Consider the following 15,269-nt stretch of genomic DNA (forward strand, 5'->3'; position numbering starts at 1 on the left):
TTACTGCCTTAGTTTTTCACAATTTTTAAGTTGTGGCTTTTCAGCAAAACCTTAAGCTGAGCATTTTGCTTTTGTAGCTCTATAACTTCATTTTCCAGTTGTGCATTTTTATCTGCAAGAGTCTTTTTTTCACTGTAAATACTATTGTTTAAGAGAGCTGTAAGTATCTTTCCTATATTTTTATCTCTCTCGTTGGCCAGTTCCCTTTTTACTCTTGTCAGCTCTTGTGCTAATTCATTTTTTGTTAACTGAGTGGTCTTGGATTTTCTAGATGTTAGTTTCCATAACCTTTGGATCTCAATATTAAGTTCGCGCACTAAAGCACATAACTCAGGGGTTCTTCTTTCTGTTAGATTACTTTTATCAACTCTGGCGATTTCAGCAACTCTAGAGAGAATAATTTTTCTTTCATTTATTTTTAAATCAATTTTCTTCTCTATTTTACTTATTATTTCGTGATAGGTTTCAAGCACGACGTTCAGGCTTTTAGACTGTTTGTCAGTCGCACTAGATAACCAACCAATTAAGTTGTCTTTAAGTTCGCTTTCAATGAAGTCTGGAAAAGGATCGCTTTTTTCAACATTCCCGGTTTTAGAAATAAAATTATCTAACTGAAATTTACTCATAGTTTAACTCTTCAAGATTAACTTCTAACTCTTCCAGCATATACTCGCAAATTGAAACAATATTTAATGATGCTTCTCTAACAAATGGGTCACTTATGTTCTCAATTAGGTTTTGATGATGAATGCCAATTCTTACAATTTCAGCAGAATCAGAGTCTGGTGATAAATGATGAAGGTCTGTTGTAATAGCCTCATCTTCTAGCCATGAAACTGAATATCCAAATTCATGGCCTGTTATGATTATGGTGTCTAAAGCTTGTTCAGCGATATAGTCACCAACTTCATCTACAGACTTAAAGACATGCTCTTCACTGACCCTTTCTCTAATACGCTTGATAACAGCAGCATAAAACTCGGAATCATCTGAACTAATTTCATTTGCCAGCTCTTTAAAATAACTTGATTCAGTGGCAGATATTATTTCTTCATCGAGTTTATTTTTTACATATGACTTAGTAAAACTTGATTCACTGGAATGGCCAAAATGTCTCCGAATAGATTCTCTAACATTACCTTTAAATCGATAGAGGGCAATGGCAGCAAAAATATGACGCAAGGCATGAGGAGAGCTTGTCTCTGGAATTCCATCAATTTCAGAATTACCTTCAGCCCAACGCTCATAAATTCGGGTAATTCTTTTAGCTGTCGTATCAGCGCTTGGTAAATGTCTTTTTTGTTTTTTAAGTGCTTTTTGAATAGAAGGAATATGCGTTGAACTAAATGGCGAGACGTCCTCTTGTGGTGGTAAGTAACTAATATTCGAGGCTATATTAATAGCTTTAAGGGCTTCTTTACTACAAGACCGCTTCCTACCCATGCCATGGTCATTTTTCTTAAGCCTACTGTAAAAGAAAGCTTCATTATTTTTTACTTCCATGCCAGCAAATCTAACTGAGTTTACTTCAGAAATTCTGCCCCCTGATAAAATGGTAAAAACAACAAGGCAAGCTCCTTTGATAACAGCTCCTTCATCAGTAAACATTCCAGGGTAAAAGTGAATATCATCGTTTTCTTGATCCATAAAACCGTGATCAGAGAATAATTTTGCTAATCGATGAATATTGGACTTCGTACTGGCACTAGGGTTACTAACTACTTCCTCTACGGCCACTAGGAATACCTGCTTAAATGCTCCTGGTTTGGAAAAATCACTTACAACAACACTATATTGAGAACGTTGAAACTTAAAATAGTCAACCAAAAAATTAGCCGTAGGCGATTCCATAATTTCCAGCATGTCGTTAAGAAAAAGAAGTGCCACATCTATAGGTAAATTATGCCAGGTTCCTCTAGTTAACCATTCGTTGTAGCATACCCCTTTACTTTCAACGTACGCTTTAAGGAAACAGTCGGTTATTTTTTTCTTAGGGAAGTCACACACTATTCCGTCAGTTATTTTTTCCTGACGAGAATAGTCTTTCATTTGTTTTAGGATGGCAATTACTTGCTCTACCGTTCCTCCAGTCCAGAGTTCACCATTATGTTTTGTTGCGATATCTTGTACGATCGAAGCAAAATTATTGAGTGACAAGGTTCCAAATAATGTGTCTGGGCCAAATAGTTTCGTCTTGCTATTAAAGATTTTTTTAAGGGCTGAAACCCTATTTTTAATTGTTTTGGTCCGACCATATAGAGGACCAGAAACTCGCACACTGGCTCCATGGAGAGCTCTTAACACCTCCTTAAAAGTGATTTCAGTGTGTCTTGGATAGTTCAAGCTATCCCAATTCAAAGTGGTCTCTTCTAAATTTTCTGAATCATAAAAGCTCCAAGCCCTGCATTTCATGGTGTTTATTTCTGCAAACCCATCTTCTGGCAGTAAGTCCTCTTCTTTAATATCACTGACCAGAATTACATTCATGTAATAAATCCTTATTAACAGGTAGTTTTAATGAGTGAGCAATTTCTTCTCCTTCCTTGACTGTTTTGCTATGGAAGCCATCTAAAAGAGAATTAAGATAAATTAAGTGTGTATTTGCAACCTTTACTTTTGGAGAGCCTTTTTCTAGTTGGTTACGAATGTTTTCAATATGTTTTCGTGTTTTTATAATCAGTGCAGCACATAAAGGATGGTCGATAATTATTTTGTCATTAAAAGTTCTAAGTTCATCAAAAAGACTAACCCCTAATCTACTCTTCTTGGCTATGCTGAGCATTTTGGTTAACTCAGATGAGCCACTTAAATTTTTAACTGATGGTGTCGACAGCTCTAACTTTTCCATGACCCTAGATCGGTGATAATTAGGCTCATTTCTTTTTAATTCGCCCATTTCTTTCGCTAATTTATATAACTCACCCCCAACCTTGCTGGCAAAATTATGGATATCGGCATCCGTTTTTTGTGATATGTCGGAGCGATCTATATATACGTTTTTATGTGTATCGAGACTATGTGCTGATGATTCAGCTGATACATGCTCGTCATCTGATTCCTCACCCTCCAAAACAGCTCTTGTTTGGGCAATCAAATCCATAGTAATCGATTTATAATCACAAAAGTTGGCTTCCCCAGTTTTTTTATTTTTAATCTTGAAGTACGCTGTTCCTGACTCAGTAGACTGCTCAAGTATCGAAAGGAAAGGTTCAGAATTTGCAACATTCTCTCTACAGAACTTATTGATCTGGGTTCCCTTTAGTCCCAGCGCACAAAGAGGTAAGGCAGTTGTTTGAGATAAAGTGCTCAAAGGTCGGTTGTAAAGCACATTACTTTTTGTAGGCATTGCAAATCCTGGCCTTTCTTGGATTGCAAATATTGACTCTGATTGTATTCTGAGCTGGTATAAATGCATGTATACATCAAAAAGCAAATCTTCACCTTTAGCGTAAATTGGGGATAGGAACTCTCGACTTTTACTCCTTATTTTGGGAAATTTGATTTGTAGTTTTGATGCTGCACCAGACTCATCAACACCATCAAATAAAAAACCATCCTCCAATGTTAATCTATCAAATCCAGATGACTGAACCCTATCTGAAGCCATCAACCAACTTAACGCTCTTCGCTCTGACAAAGAACTAGTGAACATAAAGCCAATTGGAAAAACTGACTGCCTCATGCCATTAAATGTTTTATTAGGTACAAGAATGGACCTATATCTGGGACGGGTAAAGTTCGTCCTGTCGATATCATTTTGAGCTCTTTTTAAACTACTCTCTGTTGTAAACATTGCTTCTAACTCGCTCTGTACTTGAGCTGGAGTGAAGCGTTCACTTTTAGAGTACCTTCTAGCAAACTCTCTTTGGGACATCAACAACATCTCATTGAGTAATGGATCTTTCGTGTCCAACATAGCTCTTAAGTAATAGCCATTAACCCTATTAGCGATAGTATTTCCCAGCCCACCGTTGTGCGTCATCTTCATCACATTATTTTGCCAAACACTCTTACCATCATCACAATCATGGAATATTTGCTTGGCTAAATCTTCGTTTTTTAGTAAAAACTTGGTTCTTATGTCTTTCATATAAAGACAAAACCAAGTCAGTACATGCCTAAGTGACTCGATAATTTCAGTATCAGTAAAGTCAGATTGAAACACCTTCATCAGTGTTGGTTTTGGCTGAGATACAGACTTACCAAATTTTGGAATATCTTGAAAAATAACTTCAAGCCTATCTGCGTCTTTTTTGAAATGAAACTTATGATCGCATGCGTATTTTAGGGCACATTTTACGCGTGAAATGTCTCCTACAGTCGCCTCTCGCGAACGGTTTAGCGTTTTACTTGAATAATATAAATAATGAACAGAAATCACCTTGTCATCACTTGTACTAGCACCATCGTGTTTCTTAAAGAATTCCACTAGGCGATTCAAAGTTGCAGCATACTGCTTTTGACTTGATGCAGATAAATTGATGAAATCCGGAGAGCCTGAGAATAAGCAATATGCGTTGAGTACCACATTGCCTTTCATGTCGGAGGGCAACTCAATTCTTTTAGTTGTCTTTGAATCATTCACTAAAGATTCAGCAATAAATACAAACTCATCAGTCCTTTTTATCGCAGAAACTTTACCTGCATTTTTAATTGCTTCTTTAAGAGAGAATTCCAACATCAATTCCTTGGCTGATATTTTTATTTTTTGTAAATATGCTTTTGTGTTTGACAGACAGTTTTTTAATTAGCGAATGGCGACTATTCAAAACAGCCTCAAAGAAAACATATAAAAGGGTGGTTTCCTTTTTTGCATGACCCATTCTGTCTGGTAATACAGTCCATGGGTCATGGCCATTTTTATGGCATTCAATAACACAGTTAGTTGCAAAGGTATGTCTAAGTGAATGAAATGTTCGAGACTTTAAATATGGCTTTCTAGACGCTGATGCAACTTTTCTAAAAACACTTGATGCGAAACTTTTGTTTAGAGGGCTGCCATCTTTAGCACAGATAAGTAGATTTCCAGGTATTTTTTTTCTTCTACCATCTACAAATGACTGAATTTTTGATTTAAGTTTAGGCGGAACTAAAACTTGACGTAGTTTTTCTCCTTTACCAATAATATCGATTTTATCAACTACAAAGCCCGTATATTTGTTTATAAGTTTTGTTAATATAAGATTTCTTTTATCAACTACTTCACTAGCTCTTAGCCCCATATGAAAGCCGATGTGAAGAATTAATTCGTTTCTTTCATTGATGAAATCATCACTGGAGTCTACATAACAAAGCAATTCATCAAATCTTTCCCGCGTTAGATAATGTTCAATAAGTTTTATTTTTTTTCTGGTTTTAGCTTTTATTTGATAGCCGGTATCGTTATCTGTGACACGATATATAAAATCGTTAGGGCGAGAAGTAAACCCAAACTCATATAGGTATTTAAAGAACCTGGTTAAACAAGCTATATGGCCTTGAATTGATGAAAACTCTAAATCTAAGTGATTGTTTAAATATTTGTTTAAATATATGTCGATATGTAATTGCTCGACATTAATAAAATCTAGCTTTGCATCATCAAGAACCTTGAGAAAATTATCTAACCGATATGAGTAGTTTGAAATTGTTTCTTGAGAATGACCATTAAGAGATAAATTGGCAAGAAATAATGAAGGGGCTATTCGAATATCACCGTTATTATCTATAAGTGCAAACGATTTGAAATTTAAACCACTGTATTGAACCTTTGAAACCTTTATAACAGCCATAAGAATATTTATAAAATATCATATTTGTTGACAGTGTAGTTGGAGTGATTAAAAGTGTCAACAAAGAAGCGAAATAAGTGAATATTTCATAATCGGTCCAATCTTCAAAGGTCGCTATTCTAAATAGCGTTAGCATTGAAATAGACACATCTTGCCAAAGCACGGGGTTAATGTCAGCAAACATCATACTGCCCATAGCGGCGTAAATATAAAAAATAACAAACATAAGCAGAGCTATGTAGCCCATTTGAGGGATTGCTTTAAGCAAGGAGTTAACGAGTAGTCTAAGTTCAGGAATCATCGACACTAACCTGAGCACTCTAAATATACGTAGTAAACGCGCTATTAGCATTGTAGAGCCCGCAGCGGGGTATAAACTACCCAATACAATAATGGTGTCGAATATATTCCAGCCCTTTGAAAAGAAGTCTTTTATGCCTTTGCTTGCAACAAAGCGAATAATCAGCTCAATTAAAAAGAATGCGGTTATGCCAATATCCATCCAGTTAAGTGCAAGCTCAACCGTAGGATGAAGACTATAGGTATGAGCGCCTACAGTAAGGGCAGAAACAATAATGACAGCTATAACAAATGATTGAAATATCTTGCTTTTGTCTATACGCTGAAACAAAGCTTGTAACTGCGACATCATAATAAGTGGTCCTGTAAATACGAAGATTTTTATGGCGCTAATATACAATATATTCGGCACAATTTAACGTCTTTTTAAACGCAATAGTGTAAGGAAATTTAATGGTTATTAATAAATTAAAAGTGTGTGCTGCATTTATAATCGGATTACCTATCTTAGCCGGGTGTAGTTCTGACGCACGCTTTGAACAATTGCAATCAGCCCGCCTTAACGAATGTAATTACAAAGCCGATAAAGAATATTATGAGTGCCTTAAAGAGCAAGACTCAAATTACGAAGAATTTAAAAAACAACAAGCAGAAAAAAGTAAATAATCCTCCTCATGACTAAAACACAAAAACAACGAGACAAACAAATACGCGCAGCGCTGATTAAAGCCTGTGAGTCTATAAAAGACTCAGTGACCGATTTTGCATACCTTACTCACACTGTCGATTTAAATAACGAAGCTAACACCTTAAAAGTTAACTGCTATTTTGAAGATACTATAGCGCTTAATAACGCTGACTCTGAGATTGAACACCTTAAATCTATAATTATTACTCAACTAACGGGTATTAAATTGACGATAAAACCGTCACATATCGTGTTTTTTGCCAATTAAAATGGGTTTTGTTGGTTTGCCTGCAGTTGGGCGTTATAATTAAAAAAATTATATTTAGGGTTTAAATAATGGCTGTTCCTTCTCGTTCGCAAATATCACCAGGCACTGTAGTTAATATTGTTTTAAAAGAAGATCAAAGAAGTGGTACATTAACGGAAGGCGTGGTAGAGCGTTTATTAACTAAATCACCAAACCACCCGCATGGTATTAAAGTGAGATTAGAAGATGGCCAAGTTGGCCGAGTAAAAGAGATTTTATAATGGCAGCGTTATCAGAGCAGGCTTTTTGGGAATTAGTGACTACACCCGACTTAGGCCTTGATCCGCAAAGTGTAAGCGACCACCTTAAAGCAAATCTAAGCAATTTAGACGATCAGCAACTTATTGCATTTGATAAGTTTTTTGGCATAAATATGCGTAAATGTTTTACATGGGATTTATTTGGCGCTGCATTTGTTATGGCAGGCTGCAATGACGAATATGGTTTTAGTGAGTTTAGATGTTGGCTTATTTCACGCGGTAAAACAGTGTTTGATAACGCGCTCGTTAATGCCGACTCCATTGCATTATGTACACCTGTTTATCACTTAAATGAACAGCCTTACCCATACATTGACGAGTATGACCTCATCGCCGGCTTATTATATGAAGAGCGCAACGAGGATGAATTACCCTTCGTGCCATCAGGCGATCAACCCGCAGGAAAACGCTTTAAAGACAAAGCAAAATTTTTAAAACAAGCCTACCCACAATTATTCTCAAAATATTGGCAGTAAATCTTATAGTAATGCGCTTATTTAGCGCATTATTTTAAATCGTTTTATTGTTCGATAACGTATCTCAAAATGTGATAAATAATTACATGCCTTAATTTAGTTTTTTCTTTTTATATAGCCTTGTCTTCTAGTAGTAAATCTCTGTTATATTTAGCTATGTAATAAAGTTAAGCCATTTAGTATACGAACTAAAAAAATAATTAACGCATAAGGATACGTTTACTTAATGAAACACATCAAATTGACTTTATTCATGTTTGTTTTTGTCAGCGTCCACGTAGCCGCTGAGCCAAGCAATAAGGCACGCTTTATACCCCTTTTAAAATCAAAACTTGGTACATATAAGGTGGTTTCTGCTAATTCAGGGTTATGCGTAAACAGTGACTTGAGTTTAATTAATGCAAGTAACCCAAGTGAGGGGTTTAAGCTGGGTGAACAAATTGTGTTTGGCTCATTACATAACGGAACTCAAACTATACAAAAGCCAAACTTTTGCTTTATTACTAGTTCGTTAAAATATAAAAGTGATGGGCTTGATAATGGTTTACGAATGAGCCGTTGTGAGGATCCTGTAAACGAAAAAACAATTCGACAAAGCATTCGTTTTTTACCTAACGACATGCTTATTTATACATTAAGCTCACCAAGTGTTCAGTGCAAGTTTGAATTAAAGCGTCTATAAATCGCATTTTATTTTTGGTATATCTCGCCAGCGGGTTGTGTACTGAGGCGATAAAAAATCTCTGTTCATATGCCAGCGATCGTTTAATTTACTACTTGCTAAGCCCAACATACCCTTGCCGTATCGGGTATTAATAGCATCTAAACAGCCCATTAACTTTGGGTTATCTTGTTGTGGTGCAAATAAGTCACTTTGCTGAAATTGCTCAGCGGTGAGTTCTAGTGCACCTACACCACATTTATAAAACCGCACGCCAGGTTGGTAAATTTTTTCAAACACCTCAGACACCGCATTGGCCATAACGCAAGTATCGTTTGTTGGCATACTAAACTGATACATATAAGACTTTTTATAAAATACATCTTCATGAGATGAGCTAGATGCAAAAATATATAATTGCTTTGTTAGCGACTTTTGGGCTCTTAGTTTTTTGCCCACAATAGTGACATGGTTAATTAAAGCGGTTTTAAGAGCGGTTGGTTCATAAATACGCTCTCCAAAGCTGCGAGTTGAGTAAATTTCGCGTTTATCTTGGCGTACATCATCCCAGTTTAAACATACTAAGCCATTAAGCTCGCTTACTGTGCGCTCTACCACCACACTAAAAGCGCGGCGCATAGTTTTTGGGTTTTGTTGGGCAAGTTGCCATGCGGTGTTTATGTTCATTATTTTTAGCTTTTTAGCTAAGCGCTTGCCAATTCCCCATACATCTTGGCAGTCCATGCGCTGTAAAATAGCTCGCCGGCTTGCTTCGTCATTTATGACAGCAACACCGTCAAAGCCTGTTAATTTTTTAGCTGCATGATTTGCCGCTTTTGCAAGTGTAGGCGTTGGCCCAAACCCCACGCCAACGGGGAGTTTTGTTTCTCGCCATACGGTTCGTCTAATAAGGTGCCCGTAAGTATGCCAATCTTTTACAACGTTTTCGTAGCCGCTAAAGTGCAAAAACGATTCATCAATACTGTAAATATGCTGGGTGTCACAAAAGCGGCCAATCACACTCATCATTCGGTCGCTTAAATTAGCGTATAGTTCATAGTTACTAGAGCGTACAACCACATTGTTTTGTTCTAATAACTGCTTAACTTTAAAATAAGGGCCAAATTTAGGAATATTTAAACGTCGCGCAATAGGGCATACCGCACATACGCAGCCGTCGTTATTAGTGAGCACAACCACAGGTTTTGAACGAATGGCGGGATCAAATACTTTCTCGGCGCTGGCATAAAACGCCACGGCATCGACTAAGGCATACATGAAAGTAACTCAGGGCTTTGGCGATGCATCCGAATTGACAAACTGACTACGCCTTCAAGCTGAAACTCATCGCTAGGCGTAATATTAACGGGTTGATATACAGGCGAAGCCGATAGTAATCGAGCGTTTGTTTTATCAAGTAGCTTACACACAAATAAGCCATTTAAATTAGCCACAATTACATCGCCATCTTTAGCGTGCTCTGCTCGGTCGACTACGAGTAAATCACCCTCAAAAATCCCTACTTCTTGCATAGAGCTACCCGACGCAATACCAATAAAAGTGGCATCAGGGTGCTTTATTAATAGCTCATCAAGGGAAACGCCAAGCTCAGTGTATTGTGCGGCAGGAGATTCAAACCCGCAAATACCTGCTTCTATATAAATAGGAATAACAAACATAAATAAACAACCAAAACACATATACTGTATAAGTGTACAGTATATGTGTTTTGTTTAACTTATGCCAAGTAATGAAGTGAAGATCATTGCATATTTTTGATCATTTGCTGAGCAGTGTTTAAAAAGTCATTGATTTGATTGGGGTTTAACGTTTTACACATTTGATCGTTTACATGTTTTTCAGCGGCCAGTAATTTTTCAAAAAGCACGGCACCCTGATCGGTAAACGTTAAAATAAAACAGCGCTTATCGTGTTCGCTGGCACACTTATTTATAAGCTTTAAAGCTATAAGTTCTTTTACAAGCCGCGCTATTTGAGCCTTATCTCGTTGGGTTTTATTCACAATGTCGTTTGCTGTGCACTGCGAAGTACTTGCAATAATATGTAAGCAACGTACATGCATTGCATTTAAACCGAGCTCGCTGGCATTAATGGCTTCGCGTATGGTTACCCGGTAGTTTTGCATTAACATAAATAGCGTATTGGCTAAAGAGGTGTTCATAATACATTCCAAATAGTTGACAAAGTCAATTAAATCTATATAGTTGATTTTATCAACCAATGGGGCGTTGTGCAATGTCTGCTTTATAAAGCAGTGATTTTTAATCAATGAGGTTAATTTATATGGCAAAAAAAGTACGCAAAGCAACAGTATTAAGCACACAGCAAATAACCCCGCATTTACAACGTATAGTTTTAGGCTCTGAAGAGTTTACAGATTTAACTTCCGATCACATTGGCAGTTATGTAAAAGTGCTTATTCCAAAAAACGGTGTGGCCGACTTCAATTTAAAAACGGCGTGTATGCGTTCGTACACAATACAAAATGTAAATAAAAGTAATGGTGCAATTACGCTCGATTTTGTTATTAATATGCACCAAGGCCCTGCAACTAACTGGGCTAAAGCCGCTAAAGTAGGTGATGAACTGGCTATTGCAGGCCCCGGTCCTAAAAAGCTAGATAATTTTACCCACCCTCGTTATATATTGATGGGCGATTTGACCTCAGTAAACGCTATAAAAGGCTACATTAAGCAATTGCCAATAAACGCCAAAATTGACGCGTTTATTCATGCCCCGACTGATGCGGATATAATCAGCTTAGATTCAACGCGCCAGGTCACTTGGTTAATAACTACAACGCCAGAGGTTGAGATGGCTAATGCATTAACCACACTACAGCATTATGAACAGCCACCTATTGTATTTATGGCACTTGAAGCTGGGCTAGTGCGAGATCTTAAAGCAGCATTAACTAACACGCATTCAATACCAAGGGGCAACATAGTGGCATCAGGTTACTGGAAAAAAGGCTTAAATTCAGAAAACTACAAGTTAGAGCGCCAAGCTAATAAACAAACGGCTTAATTCTTTATAGCTAAGTAAAATAGGTTACTTAGCTATTTAATACACTCGTCAACACTCATTTTTATTTTAGTTAAGCAAGCGTACACCTAAGGCTTGCTAAAGTAGTGGCATCAATCAGTAATTTACAATTTAAATTAATTGATGTGATGCCTAAATATTTAAAATCAGGAAAACGCATTGATCATTATTAGCTAAGTGTACTAATGGATAGTTTTTCGTTCTATTTTATCAATCAAACTGATTTAAACAATCAATTTTAAGGCATTGCTTTAATTCTATAAAATGTATTCATTGAAACAAACATTATTAAATTAAAGGCAGGTACACCGTGAACTCTCTAAACAGCGCAATAGCTTCTTCAGTAACTAAAATAGCACAGCCTAAGGTTGCGTTAATTGCTGAAGGTGGCGGGCAGCGAGGGATTTTCACCGCAGGTGTGCTTGATGCGTGGTTAGAGCAAAACTACGACCCATTCGATTTATTTATTGGCACGTCGGCAGGTTCACAAAACTTAACAAGTTACTTAGCACGTCAAAAAGGTTACGCTAAACGCCTAATTAGAGGGCTGTCTCGTAATAAACGTTTTTTTCAGCTAGGTCGCGGCCTAATGGGAAAACACATTGTTGATTTAGACTGGTACTTTGATAAAACAAAAGAAGTAAATAGAGCGATTGACTTTAAAACAGCTAAAACGTCTTTAGGTGAACGTGAGTTACTTATTACTGCTACAAACGCACGAGACAGAAAAGCGTATTACTTATCACCAACGGGTGAAGAGCATCAATGGAGAGAGCTATTAAAAGCGTCAAGTGCTTTACCATTTTTATACAAACAAGGTGTTAAATTAACGCCTTGGTTAAATGCGCAAGCAGCTAACGAAACCACGCAAATAAACAAAGCCCAAGAAGATTTTTTTCTTGATGGTGGGCTAGCAGCACCATTACCAGTACGCGAAGCGTATAACCGTGGGGCACGTAAAATTGTGGTTATTAGAACGGTAGATGCTGATTTTCAAGCGCAATCTGCATGGGTTCAAAAGCTTAGATCGCTTGCTACAGCTGCCGGTTACTGCCCAAAAACACTCGACTACCTAATTCAGCACGAACAAGCTTACTTAGACGAGCTAAACTTTATGGCAAACCCGCCAAGTGATGTAGAAATTATACAAATTTTTGCAGACGAAACACTGCACAGCAAATTATTAGGCAGTACAAACGACGATCTACGTAAAGATCATAAGCTTGGTGTAAAAGCAGGCCGTGAATACTTAAAAAGCCAAAATGCACGTATTGTAGATTACGCACACAGCTACGCCATGTAGCTGTGATTAAGGCTTAAACTTAAATTACCACTTAAGTTTAAGCCTTAGTAAAGTGCCTTGGCAAAATTAAAGCGATGCTTTTTTTAGATTTATCGATGGCTTTTTATTGCTAATTGCCGCGCCTAATAAAATAAGTGCTAAAGCAATAAATACTGACCAACTAAAGGGAGCCTGCGAGGCGAGTATTAAAATAAAAGTAGAAAGCACCGGCGTTAAAAAACTTAACGAGGCTAATAGAGAGCGGTTACCAAATTTTAAACCATGATCCCATAAATAAAATGCACCTCCCACTGGGCCTAATCCTAATAAAATAGCGCCTAGCCATTGTGAAACAGACAAACTAGTAACGGTTGTTTCAAAATAAAAATGTGCACAAAGGGCAAGCACAGCCACAATAAGTGAAAGCCAGCCTATGTCATCTACATGGCTATTAAATTGCGACATTAAATAAGAATAACTAGACCACAATACTGCGCAGCAACCTGCAAAAAAATACCCTAAGTAATACTCACTATTGATAGATAACCCACTGCCATCGGTAATTAAACTAAGCGTGCCTAAAAATCCCAGTAATCCGCCCAATATTGCTTTAAATTTAGACCCAGGGGTAGCCACAAATACACCCAGTAATAATGGCCAAAGGTACACAATTAAGCTTACCTCTATTAAAGGGCCGTATTTTAAAGCCATAAAATAACAAAAGTGAAAACCAAATAAGCCGGTAACACCTATTACAATTTGTTTTTTAGAAAGCTTTGGAGGGGTTAATAATGGCTGTTTTGTAGCAAAACGTTTTACTAATAAAATAATAAAAGAGAGTGCAAAGCACATAAAAAGTAACTGAAAAGCCGGGATCGCTTTGGTTAAATTACCTAGTAATGCTAAAAGCCCCCACGAAAATATTGCTAAAAACCCTATGTGTGTTGCCATTAATTACCCTCCGTAAATACTATGTACTGAGTGTATCAATATAGGCTTTTAAAAATGTGCTAAAAAGACGGTGTTATTGTTTGCTCTGACGCTATTTAACCTACGCTCTGCTTGAGCTTGCTTTATTATCTCGTGTTTAGGTTATCTATATTACTGCTTTGCAAACGCCTTAGGTGGCTGTCCAAAGTATAAATTAAACCGGCGGCTAAACGCAGAGGCATCGCTATAACCAATGCGCTCGCCTACTAAAGCAATCGGTAAGTCTGAATGGGTTAAAAGGGCGCGAGCGTGCTGCATTCTCAACATAGTTAAATATTGCAGTGCACTCATAGTGGTACTTTTTTTAAACACAGTTTTAAATTGCGTAACGCTTAAACAGGCTATATCGGCCAGCTCTTTTAACGTGTAGGGGTAGGCTAAATTTTGCTTAACAATGGTTATTACATTATCTATTCGCTTATCAATATTACTGTGGCTGCTTTGCTCACAAAGTAATAAGTAAAATAAATCAAAAGTTGAATTAGTAAGCTTTTCATCGTTAACAACGAGCAGTTGCTGCTCTATAAACTGTAAGTAACTTAATAAACGGCTATCTATTGGGATTTTAGGGCATAAAAGGTTAACAAGGTTATCAGGAAGCGCGTCTAAATCTGCCACAATAAAACGCGCGGCTTCATCGGCTGTAAAAGCATGCACTACGTTTTTCTCTATAACGATACAACTGCCCGTACTCACCGTTGTTTTAAAGTCATTATTTAACGTTATGAAAATTTCACCGTGTAAGGGTAAAACAAGTTGATGGTAATTATGCTGGTGGCACTTTATATCTTGCGAATAATACCGAATAGAAAGCTTATTCATTGCCTACTCCATTACCTAATAAATAAATCGAGTATTGCCTTAAATACTTTAAGTAAAACATAGCGTTAATAAAACCTAAGTAGATGACAATAATATACTGGTTTCGCTATTTAAAATGCCTTCTATTTCGCGCACTTGCCTGAGTACGCCATCAAACTCACCTAAATTTGCCGCCTGTATTTCTGCTACTAAATCCCAAGCGCCGTTAGTGGTATGCAATTTAGTGAGCTCTGGTATGCCCCGCAGAGTTTTAATTACCTGCGATGTAGATTTACCCACCACTTCCACCATCATTATTGCTCTTACAGCTTCGGTTTCTATGTGTTCGTGTACACGCACGGTAAAGCCTAATATCGCGCCCGATGAAACTAAACGGTCTAAACGATTTTGTACTGTACCGCGCGACACCTTTAAAACATCGGCTAGGGCTGAAATAGAAGCACGGCCATCTTTTCTTAATTCGGCTATTAAGGCGTTATCTAATGAGTCGTAAATGTAAGGGATCATTCGCTTACCTCTAATTAATTTCATACAAAATACTAAAACTTTACATTTATGCATAGCAAATTGATAAAAATTACTACTATTTGTATAAAGTATTGCCATATTAAATGGCATCTGTAGTCGATAAACTTATTTTAATTAG

General features: G+C 37.1%; 17 protein-coding genes and 1 pseudogene. 7 read left to right on the forward strand and 11 right to left on the reverse strand.

Annotated elements, in window-relative coordinates; translation table 11 throughout:
- Nucleotides 1-8 precede the first annotated feature (8 nt).
- The 5 genes and pseudogenes from MTF67_RS05945 to MTF67_RS05965 all read right to left on the reverse strand — a co-directional run.
- On the reverse strand, nucleotides 9-626 hold the full coding sequence (locus MTF67_RS05945; RefSeq protein ID WP_248518984.1) for a hypothetical protein: 618 nt from the start codon (nucleotides 624-626) through the stop codon (nucleotides 9-11).
- The gene (locus MTF67_RS05950; RefSeq protein WP_248518985.1) at nucleotides 619-2,487 is read right to left on the reverse strand and encodes a hypothetical protein; all 1,869 of its coding nucleotides are present in this window, start codon (nucleotides 2,485-2,487) and stop codon (nucleotides 619-621) included. Before MTF67_RS05950 ends, MTF67_RS05945 begins: the two co-directional genes overlap by 8 nt.
- Complete coding sequence (locus tag MTF67_RS05955) at nucleotides 2,465-4,681, reverse strand: hypothetical protein (RefSeq protein WP_248518986.1); 2,217 nt, start codon at nucleotides 4,679-4,681, stop codon at nucleotides 2,465-2,467. Before MTF67_RS05955 ends, MTF67_RS05950 begins: the two co-directional genes overlap by 23 nt.
- A complete protein-coding gene (locus tag MTF67_RS05960) occupies nucleotides 4,662-5,771 on the reverse strand; it encodes a site-specific integrase (RefSeq protein WP_248518987.1) in 1,110 nt (369 codons plus the stop codon). Before MTF67_RS05960 ends, MTF67_RS05955 begins: the two co-directional genes overlap by 20 nt.
- Before the next feature lie 85 nt (nucleotides 5,772-5,856).
- Nucleotides 5,857-6,423, reverse strand: a pseudogene (locus MTF67_RS05965) (ion transporter); the annotation flags it as partial.
- Between the two features lie 101 nt (nucleotides 6,424-6,524).
- Between MTF67_RS05965 and MTF67_RS05970 the strand changes: the two are divergent.
- From MTF67_RS05970 to MTF67_RS05990, 5 genes are all read left to right on the forward strand, one after another.
- The gene (locus MTF67_RS05970) at nucleotides 6,525-6,737 is read left to right on the forward strand and encodes a hypothetical protein (protein WP_039037359.1); all 213 of its coding nucleotides are present in this window, start codon (nucleotides 6,525-6,527) and stop codon (nucleotides 6,735-6,737) included.
- Nucleotides 6,738-6,745: 8 nt separating this feature from the next.
- The gene (locus MTF67_RS05975; protein WP_248518988.1) at nucleotides 6,746-7,027 is read left to right on the forward strand and encodes a hypothetical protein; all 282 of its coding nucleotides are present in this window, start codon (nucleotides 6,746-6,748) and stop codon (nucleotides 7,025-7,027) included.
- A gap of 68 nt (nucleotides 7,028-7,095) precedes the next feature.
- Nucleotides 7,096-7,287, forward strand: a complete 192-nt coding sequence (locus tag MTF67_RS05980) for a YwbE family protein (RefSeq protein ID WP_006793492.1) — start codon at nucleotides 7,096-7,098, stop codon at nucleotides 7,285-7,287.
- A complete protein-coding gene (locus MTF67_RS05985) occupies nucleotides 7,287-7,802 on the forward strand; it encodes a DUF4240 domain-containing protein (RefSeq protein ID WP_039037357.1) in 516 nt (171 codons plus the stop codon). The genes MTF67_RS05980 and MTF67_RS05985 overlap by 1 nt, the downstream gene beginning before the upstream one ends.
- A 226-nt stretch (nucleotides 7,803-8,028) precedes the next feature.
- Nucleotides 8,029-8,484, forward strand: coding sequence for a hypothetical protein (locus MTF67_RS05990; RefSeq protein WP_039037356.1), 456 nt, complete (start codon nucleotides 8,029-8,031; stop codon nucleotides 8,482-8,484).
- Here the strand turns inward: MTF67_RS05990 and MTF67_RS05995 are convergent.
- From MTF67_RS05995 to MTF67_RS06005, 3 genes are all read right to left on the reverse strand, one after another.
- The gene (locus tag MTF67_RS05995) at nucleotides 8,479-9,741 is read right to left on the reverse strand and encodes a Y-family DNA polymerase (RefSeq protein ID WP_203987597.1); all 1,263 of its coding nucleotides are present in this window, start codon (nucleotides 9,739-9,741) and stop codon (nucleotides 8,479-8,481) included. The genes MTF67_RS05990 and MTF67_RS05995 overlap by 6 nt on opposite strands.
- Nucleotides 9,729-10,142: a translesion error-prone DNA polymerase V autoproteolytic subunit gene (umuD, locus tag MTF67_RS06000; protein ID WP_008131762.1), complete on the reverse strand. Its 414-nt coding sequence runs from the start codon at nucleotides 10,140-10,142 to the stop codon at nucleotides 9,729-9,731. The genes MTF67_RS05995 and umuD overlap by 13 nt, the downstream gene beginning before the upstream one ends.
- An 83-nt stretch (nucleotides 10,143-10,225) precedes the next feature.
- Nucleotides 10,226-10,645 (reverse strand): MarR family transcriptional regulator, encoded by a 420-nt coding sequence (locus MTF67_RS06005; RefSeq protein ID WP_008131764.1) that lies wholly within the window; start codon nucleotides 10,643-10,645, stop codon nucleotides 10,226-10,228.
- 122 nt (nucleotides 10,646-10,767) lie between these two features.
- Here MTF67_RS06005 and MTF67_RS06010 point away from each other — a divergent pair, with 122 nt between their 5' ends.
- Together MTF67_RS06010 and MTF67_RS06015 are read left to right on the forward strand one after the other, a co-directional pair.
- The gene (locus MTF67_RS06010; protein ID WP_006793499.1) at nucleotides 10,768-11,511 is read left to right on the forward strand and encodes a siderophore-interacting protein; all 744 of its coding nucleotides are present in this window, start codon (nucleotides 10,768-10,770) and stop codon (nucleotides 11,509-11,511) included.
- Nucleotides 11,512-11,839: 328 nt separating this feature from the next.
- Nucleotides 11,840-12,832: a patatin family protein gene (locus tag MTF67_RS06015; RefSeq protein WP_006793500.1), complete on the forward strand. Its 993-nt coding sequence runs from the start codon at nucleotides 11,840-11,842 to the stop codon at nucleotides 12,830-12,832.
- 66 nt (nucleotides 12,833-12,898) lie between these two features.
- On the opposite strand, the gene MTF67_RS06020 is transcribed toward MTF67_RS06015, so the two are convergent.
- From MTF67_RS06020 to MTF67_RS06030, 3 genes are all read right to left on the reverse strand, one after another.
- Nucleotides 12,899-13,762 carry an EamA family transporter gene (locus MTF67_RS06020; protein ID WP_248518989.1) on the reverse strand — a complete coding sequence of 288 codons (864 nt, stop codon included), beginning with the start codon at nucleotides 13,760-13,762 and terminating at the stop codon, nucleotides 12,899-12,901.
- A gap of 150 nt (nucleotides 13,763-13,912) precedes the next feature.
- Entirely contained in the window at nucleotides 13,913-14,623 is a 711-nt protein-coding gene (locus MTF67_RS06025; RefSeq protein ID WP_248518990.1) for an AraC family transcriptional regulator, read from the reverse strand.
- 75 nt (nucleotides 14,624-14,698) lie between these two features.
- Nucleotides 14,699-15,130, reverse strand: a complete 432-nt coding sequence (locus tag MTF67_RS06030) for an Lrp/AsnC family transcriptional regulator (RefSeq protein ID WP_010556171.1) — start codon at nucleotides 15,128-15,130, stop codon at nucleotides 14,699-14,701.
- Between the last annotated feature and the right edge of the window lie 139 nt (nucleotides 15,131-15,269).

Origin of the sequence: Pseudoalteromonas sp. 2CM32C, assembly GCF_023161925.1 — a bacterium.
Classification (GTDB): domain Bacteria; phylum Pseudomonadota; class Gammaproteobacteria; order Enterobacterales; family Alteromonadaceae; genus Pseudoalteromonas; species Pseudoalteromonas marina.

Bases quoted from the DNA above. Each gene is read 5' to 3' on its own strand.
- MTF67_RS05945 (WP_248518984.1), bottom strand. From the start codon at position 626: ATGAGTAAATTTCAGTTAGATAATTTTATTTCTAAAACCGGGAATGTT.
- MTF67_RS05950 (WP_248518985.1), bottom strand. From the start codon at position 2,487: ATGAATGTAATTCTGGTCAGTGATATTAAAGAAGAGGACTTACTGCCA.
- MTF67_RS05955 (WP_248518986.1), bottom strand. From the start codon at position 4,681: ATGTTGGAATTCTCTCTTAAAGAAGCAATTAAAAATGCAGGTAAAGTT.
- MTF67_RS05960 (WP_248518987.1), bottom strand. From the start codon at position 5,771: ATGGCTGTTATAAAGGTTTCAAAGGTTCAATACAGTGGTTTAAATTTC.
- MTF67_RS05970 (WP_039037359.1), top strand. From the start codon at position 6,525: ATGGTTATTAATAAATTAAAAGTGTGTGCTGCATTTATAATCGGATTA.
- MTF67_RS05975 (WP_248518988.1), top strand. From the start codon at position 6,746: ATGACTAAAACACAAAAACAACGAGACAAACAAATACGCGCAGCGCTG.
- MTF67_RS05980 (WP_006793492.1), top strand. From the start codon at position 7,096: ATGGCTGTTCCTTCTCGTTCGCAAATATCACCAGGCACTGTAGTTAAT.
- MTF67_RS05985 (WP_039037357.1), top strand. From the start codon at position 7,287: ATGGCAGCGTTATCAGAGCAGGCTTTTTGGGAATTAGTGACTACACCC.
- MTF67_RS05990 (WP_039037356.1), top strand. From the start codon at position 8,029: ATGAAACACATCAAATTGACTTTATTCATGTTTGTTTTTGTCAGCGTC.
- MTF67_RS05995 (WP_203987597.1), bottom strand. From the start codon at position 9,741: ATGTATGCCTTAGTCGATGCCGTGGCGTTTTATGCCAGCGCCGAGAAA.
- umuD (WP_008131762.1), bottom strand. From the start codon at position 10,142: ATGTTTGTTATTCCTATTTATATAGAAGCAGGTATTTGCGGGTTTGAA.
- MTF67_RS06005 (WP_008131764.1), bottom strand. From the start codon at position 10,645: ATGAACACCTCTTTAGCCAATACGCTATTTATGTTAATGCAAAACTAC.
- MTF67_RS06010 (WP_006793499.1), top strand. From the start codon at position 10,768: ATGGCAAAAAAAGTACGCAAAGCAACAGTATTAAGCACACAGCAAATA.
- MTF67_RS06020 (WP_248518989.1), bottom strand. From the start codon at position 13,762: ATGGCAACACACATAGGGTTTTTAGCAATATTTTCGTGGGGGCTTTTA.
- MTF67_RS06025 (WP_248518990.1), bottom strand. From the start codon at position 14,623: ATGAATAAGCTTTCTATTCGGTATTATTCGCAAGATATAAAGTGCCAC.
- MTF67_RS06030 (WP_010556171.1), bottom strand. From the start codon at position 15,130: ATGATCCCTTACATTTACGACTCATTAGATAACGCCTTAATAGCCGAA.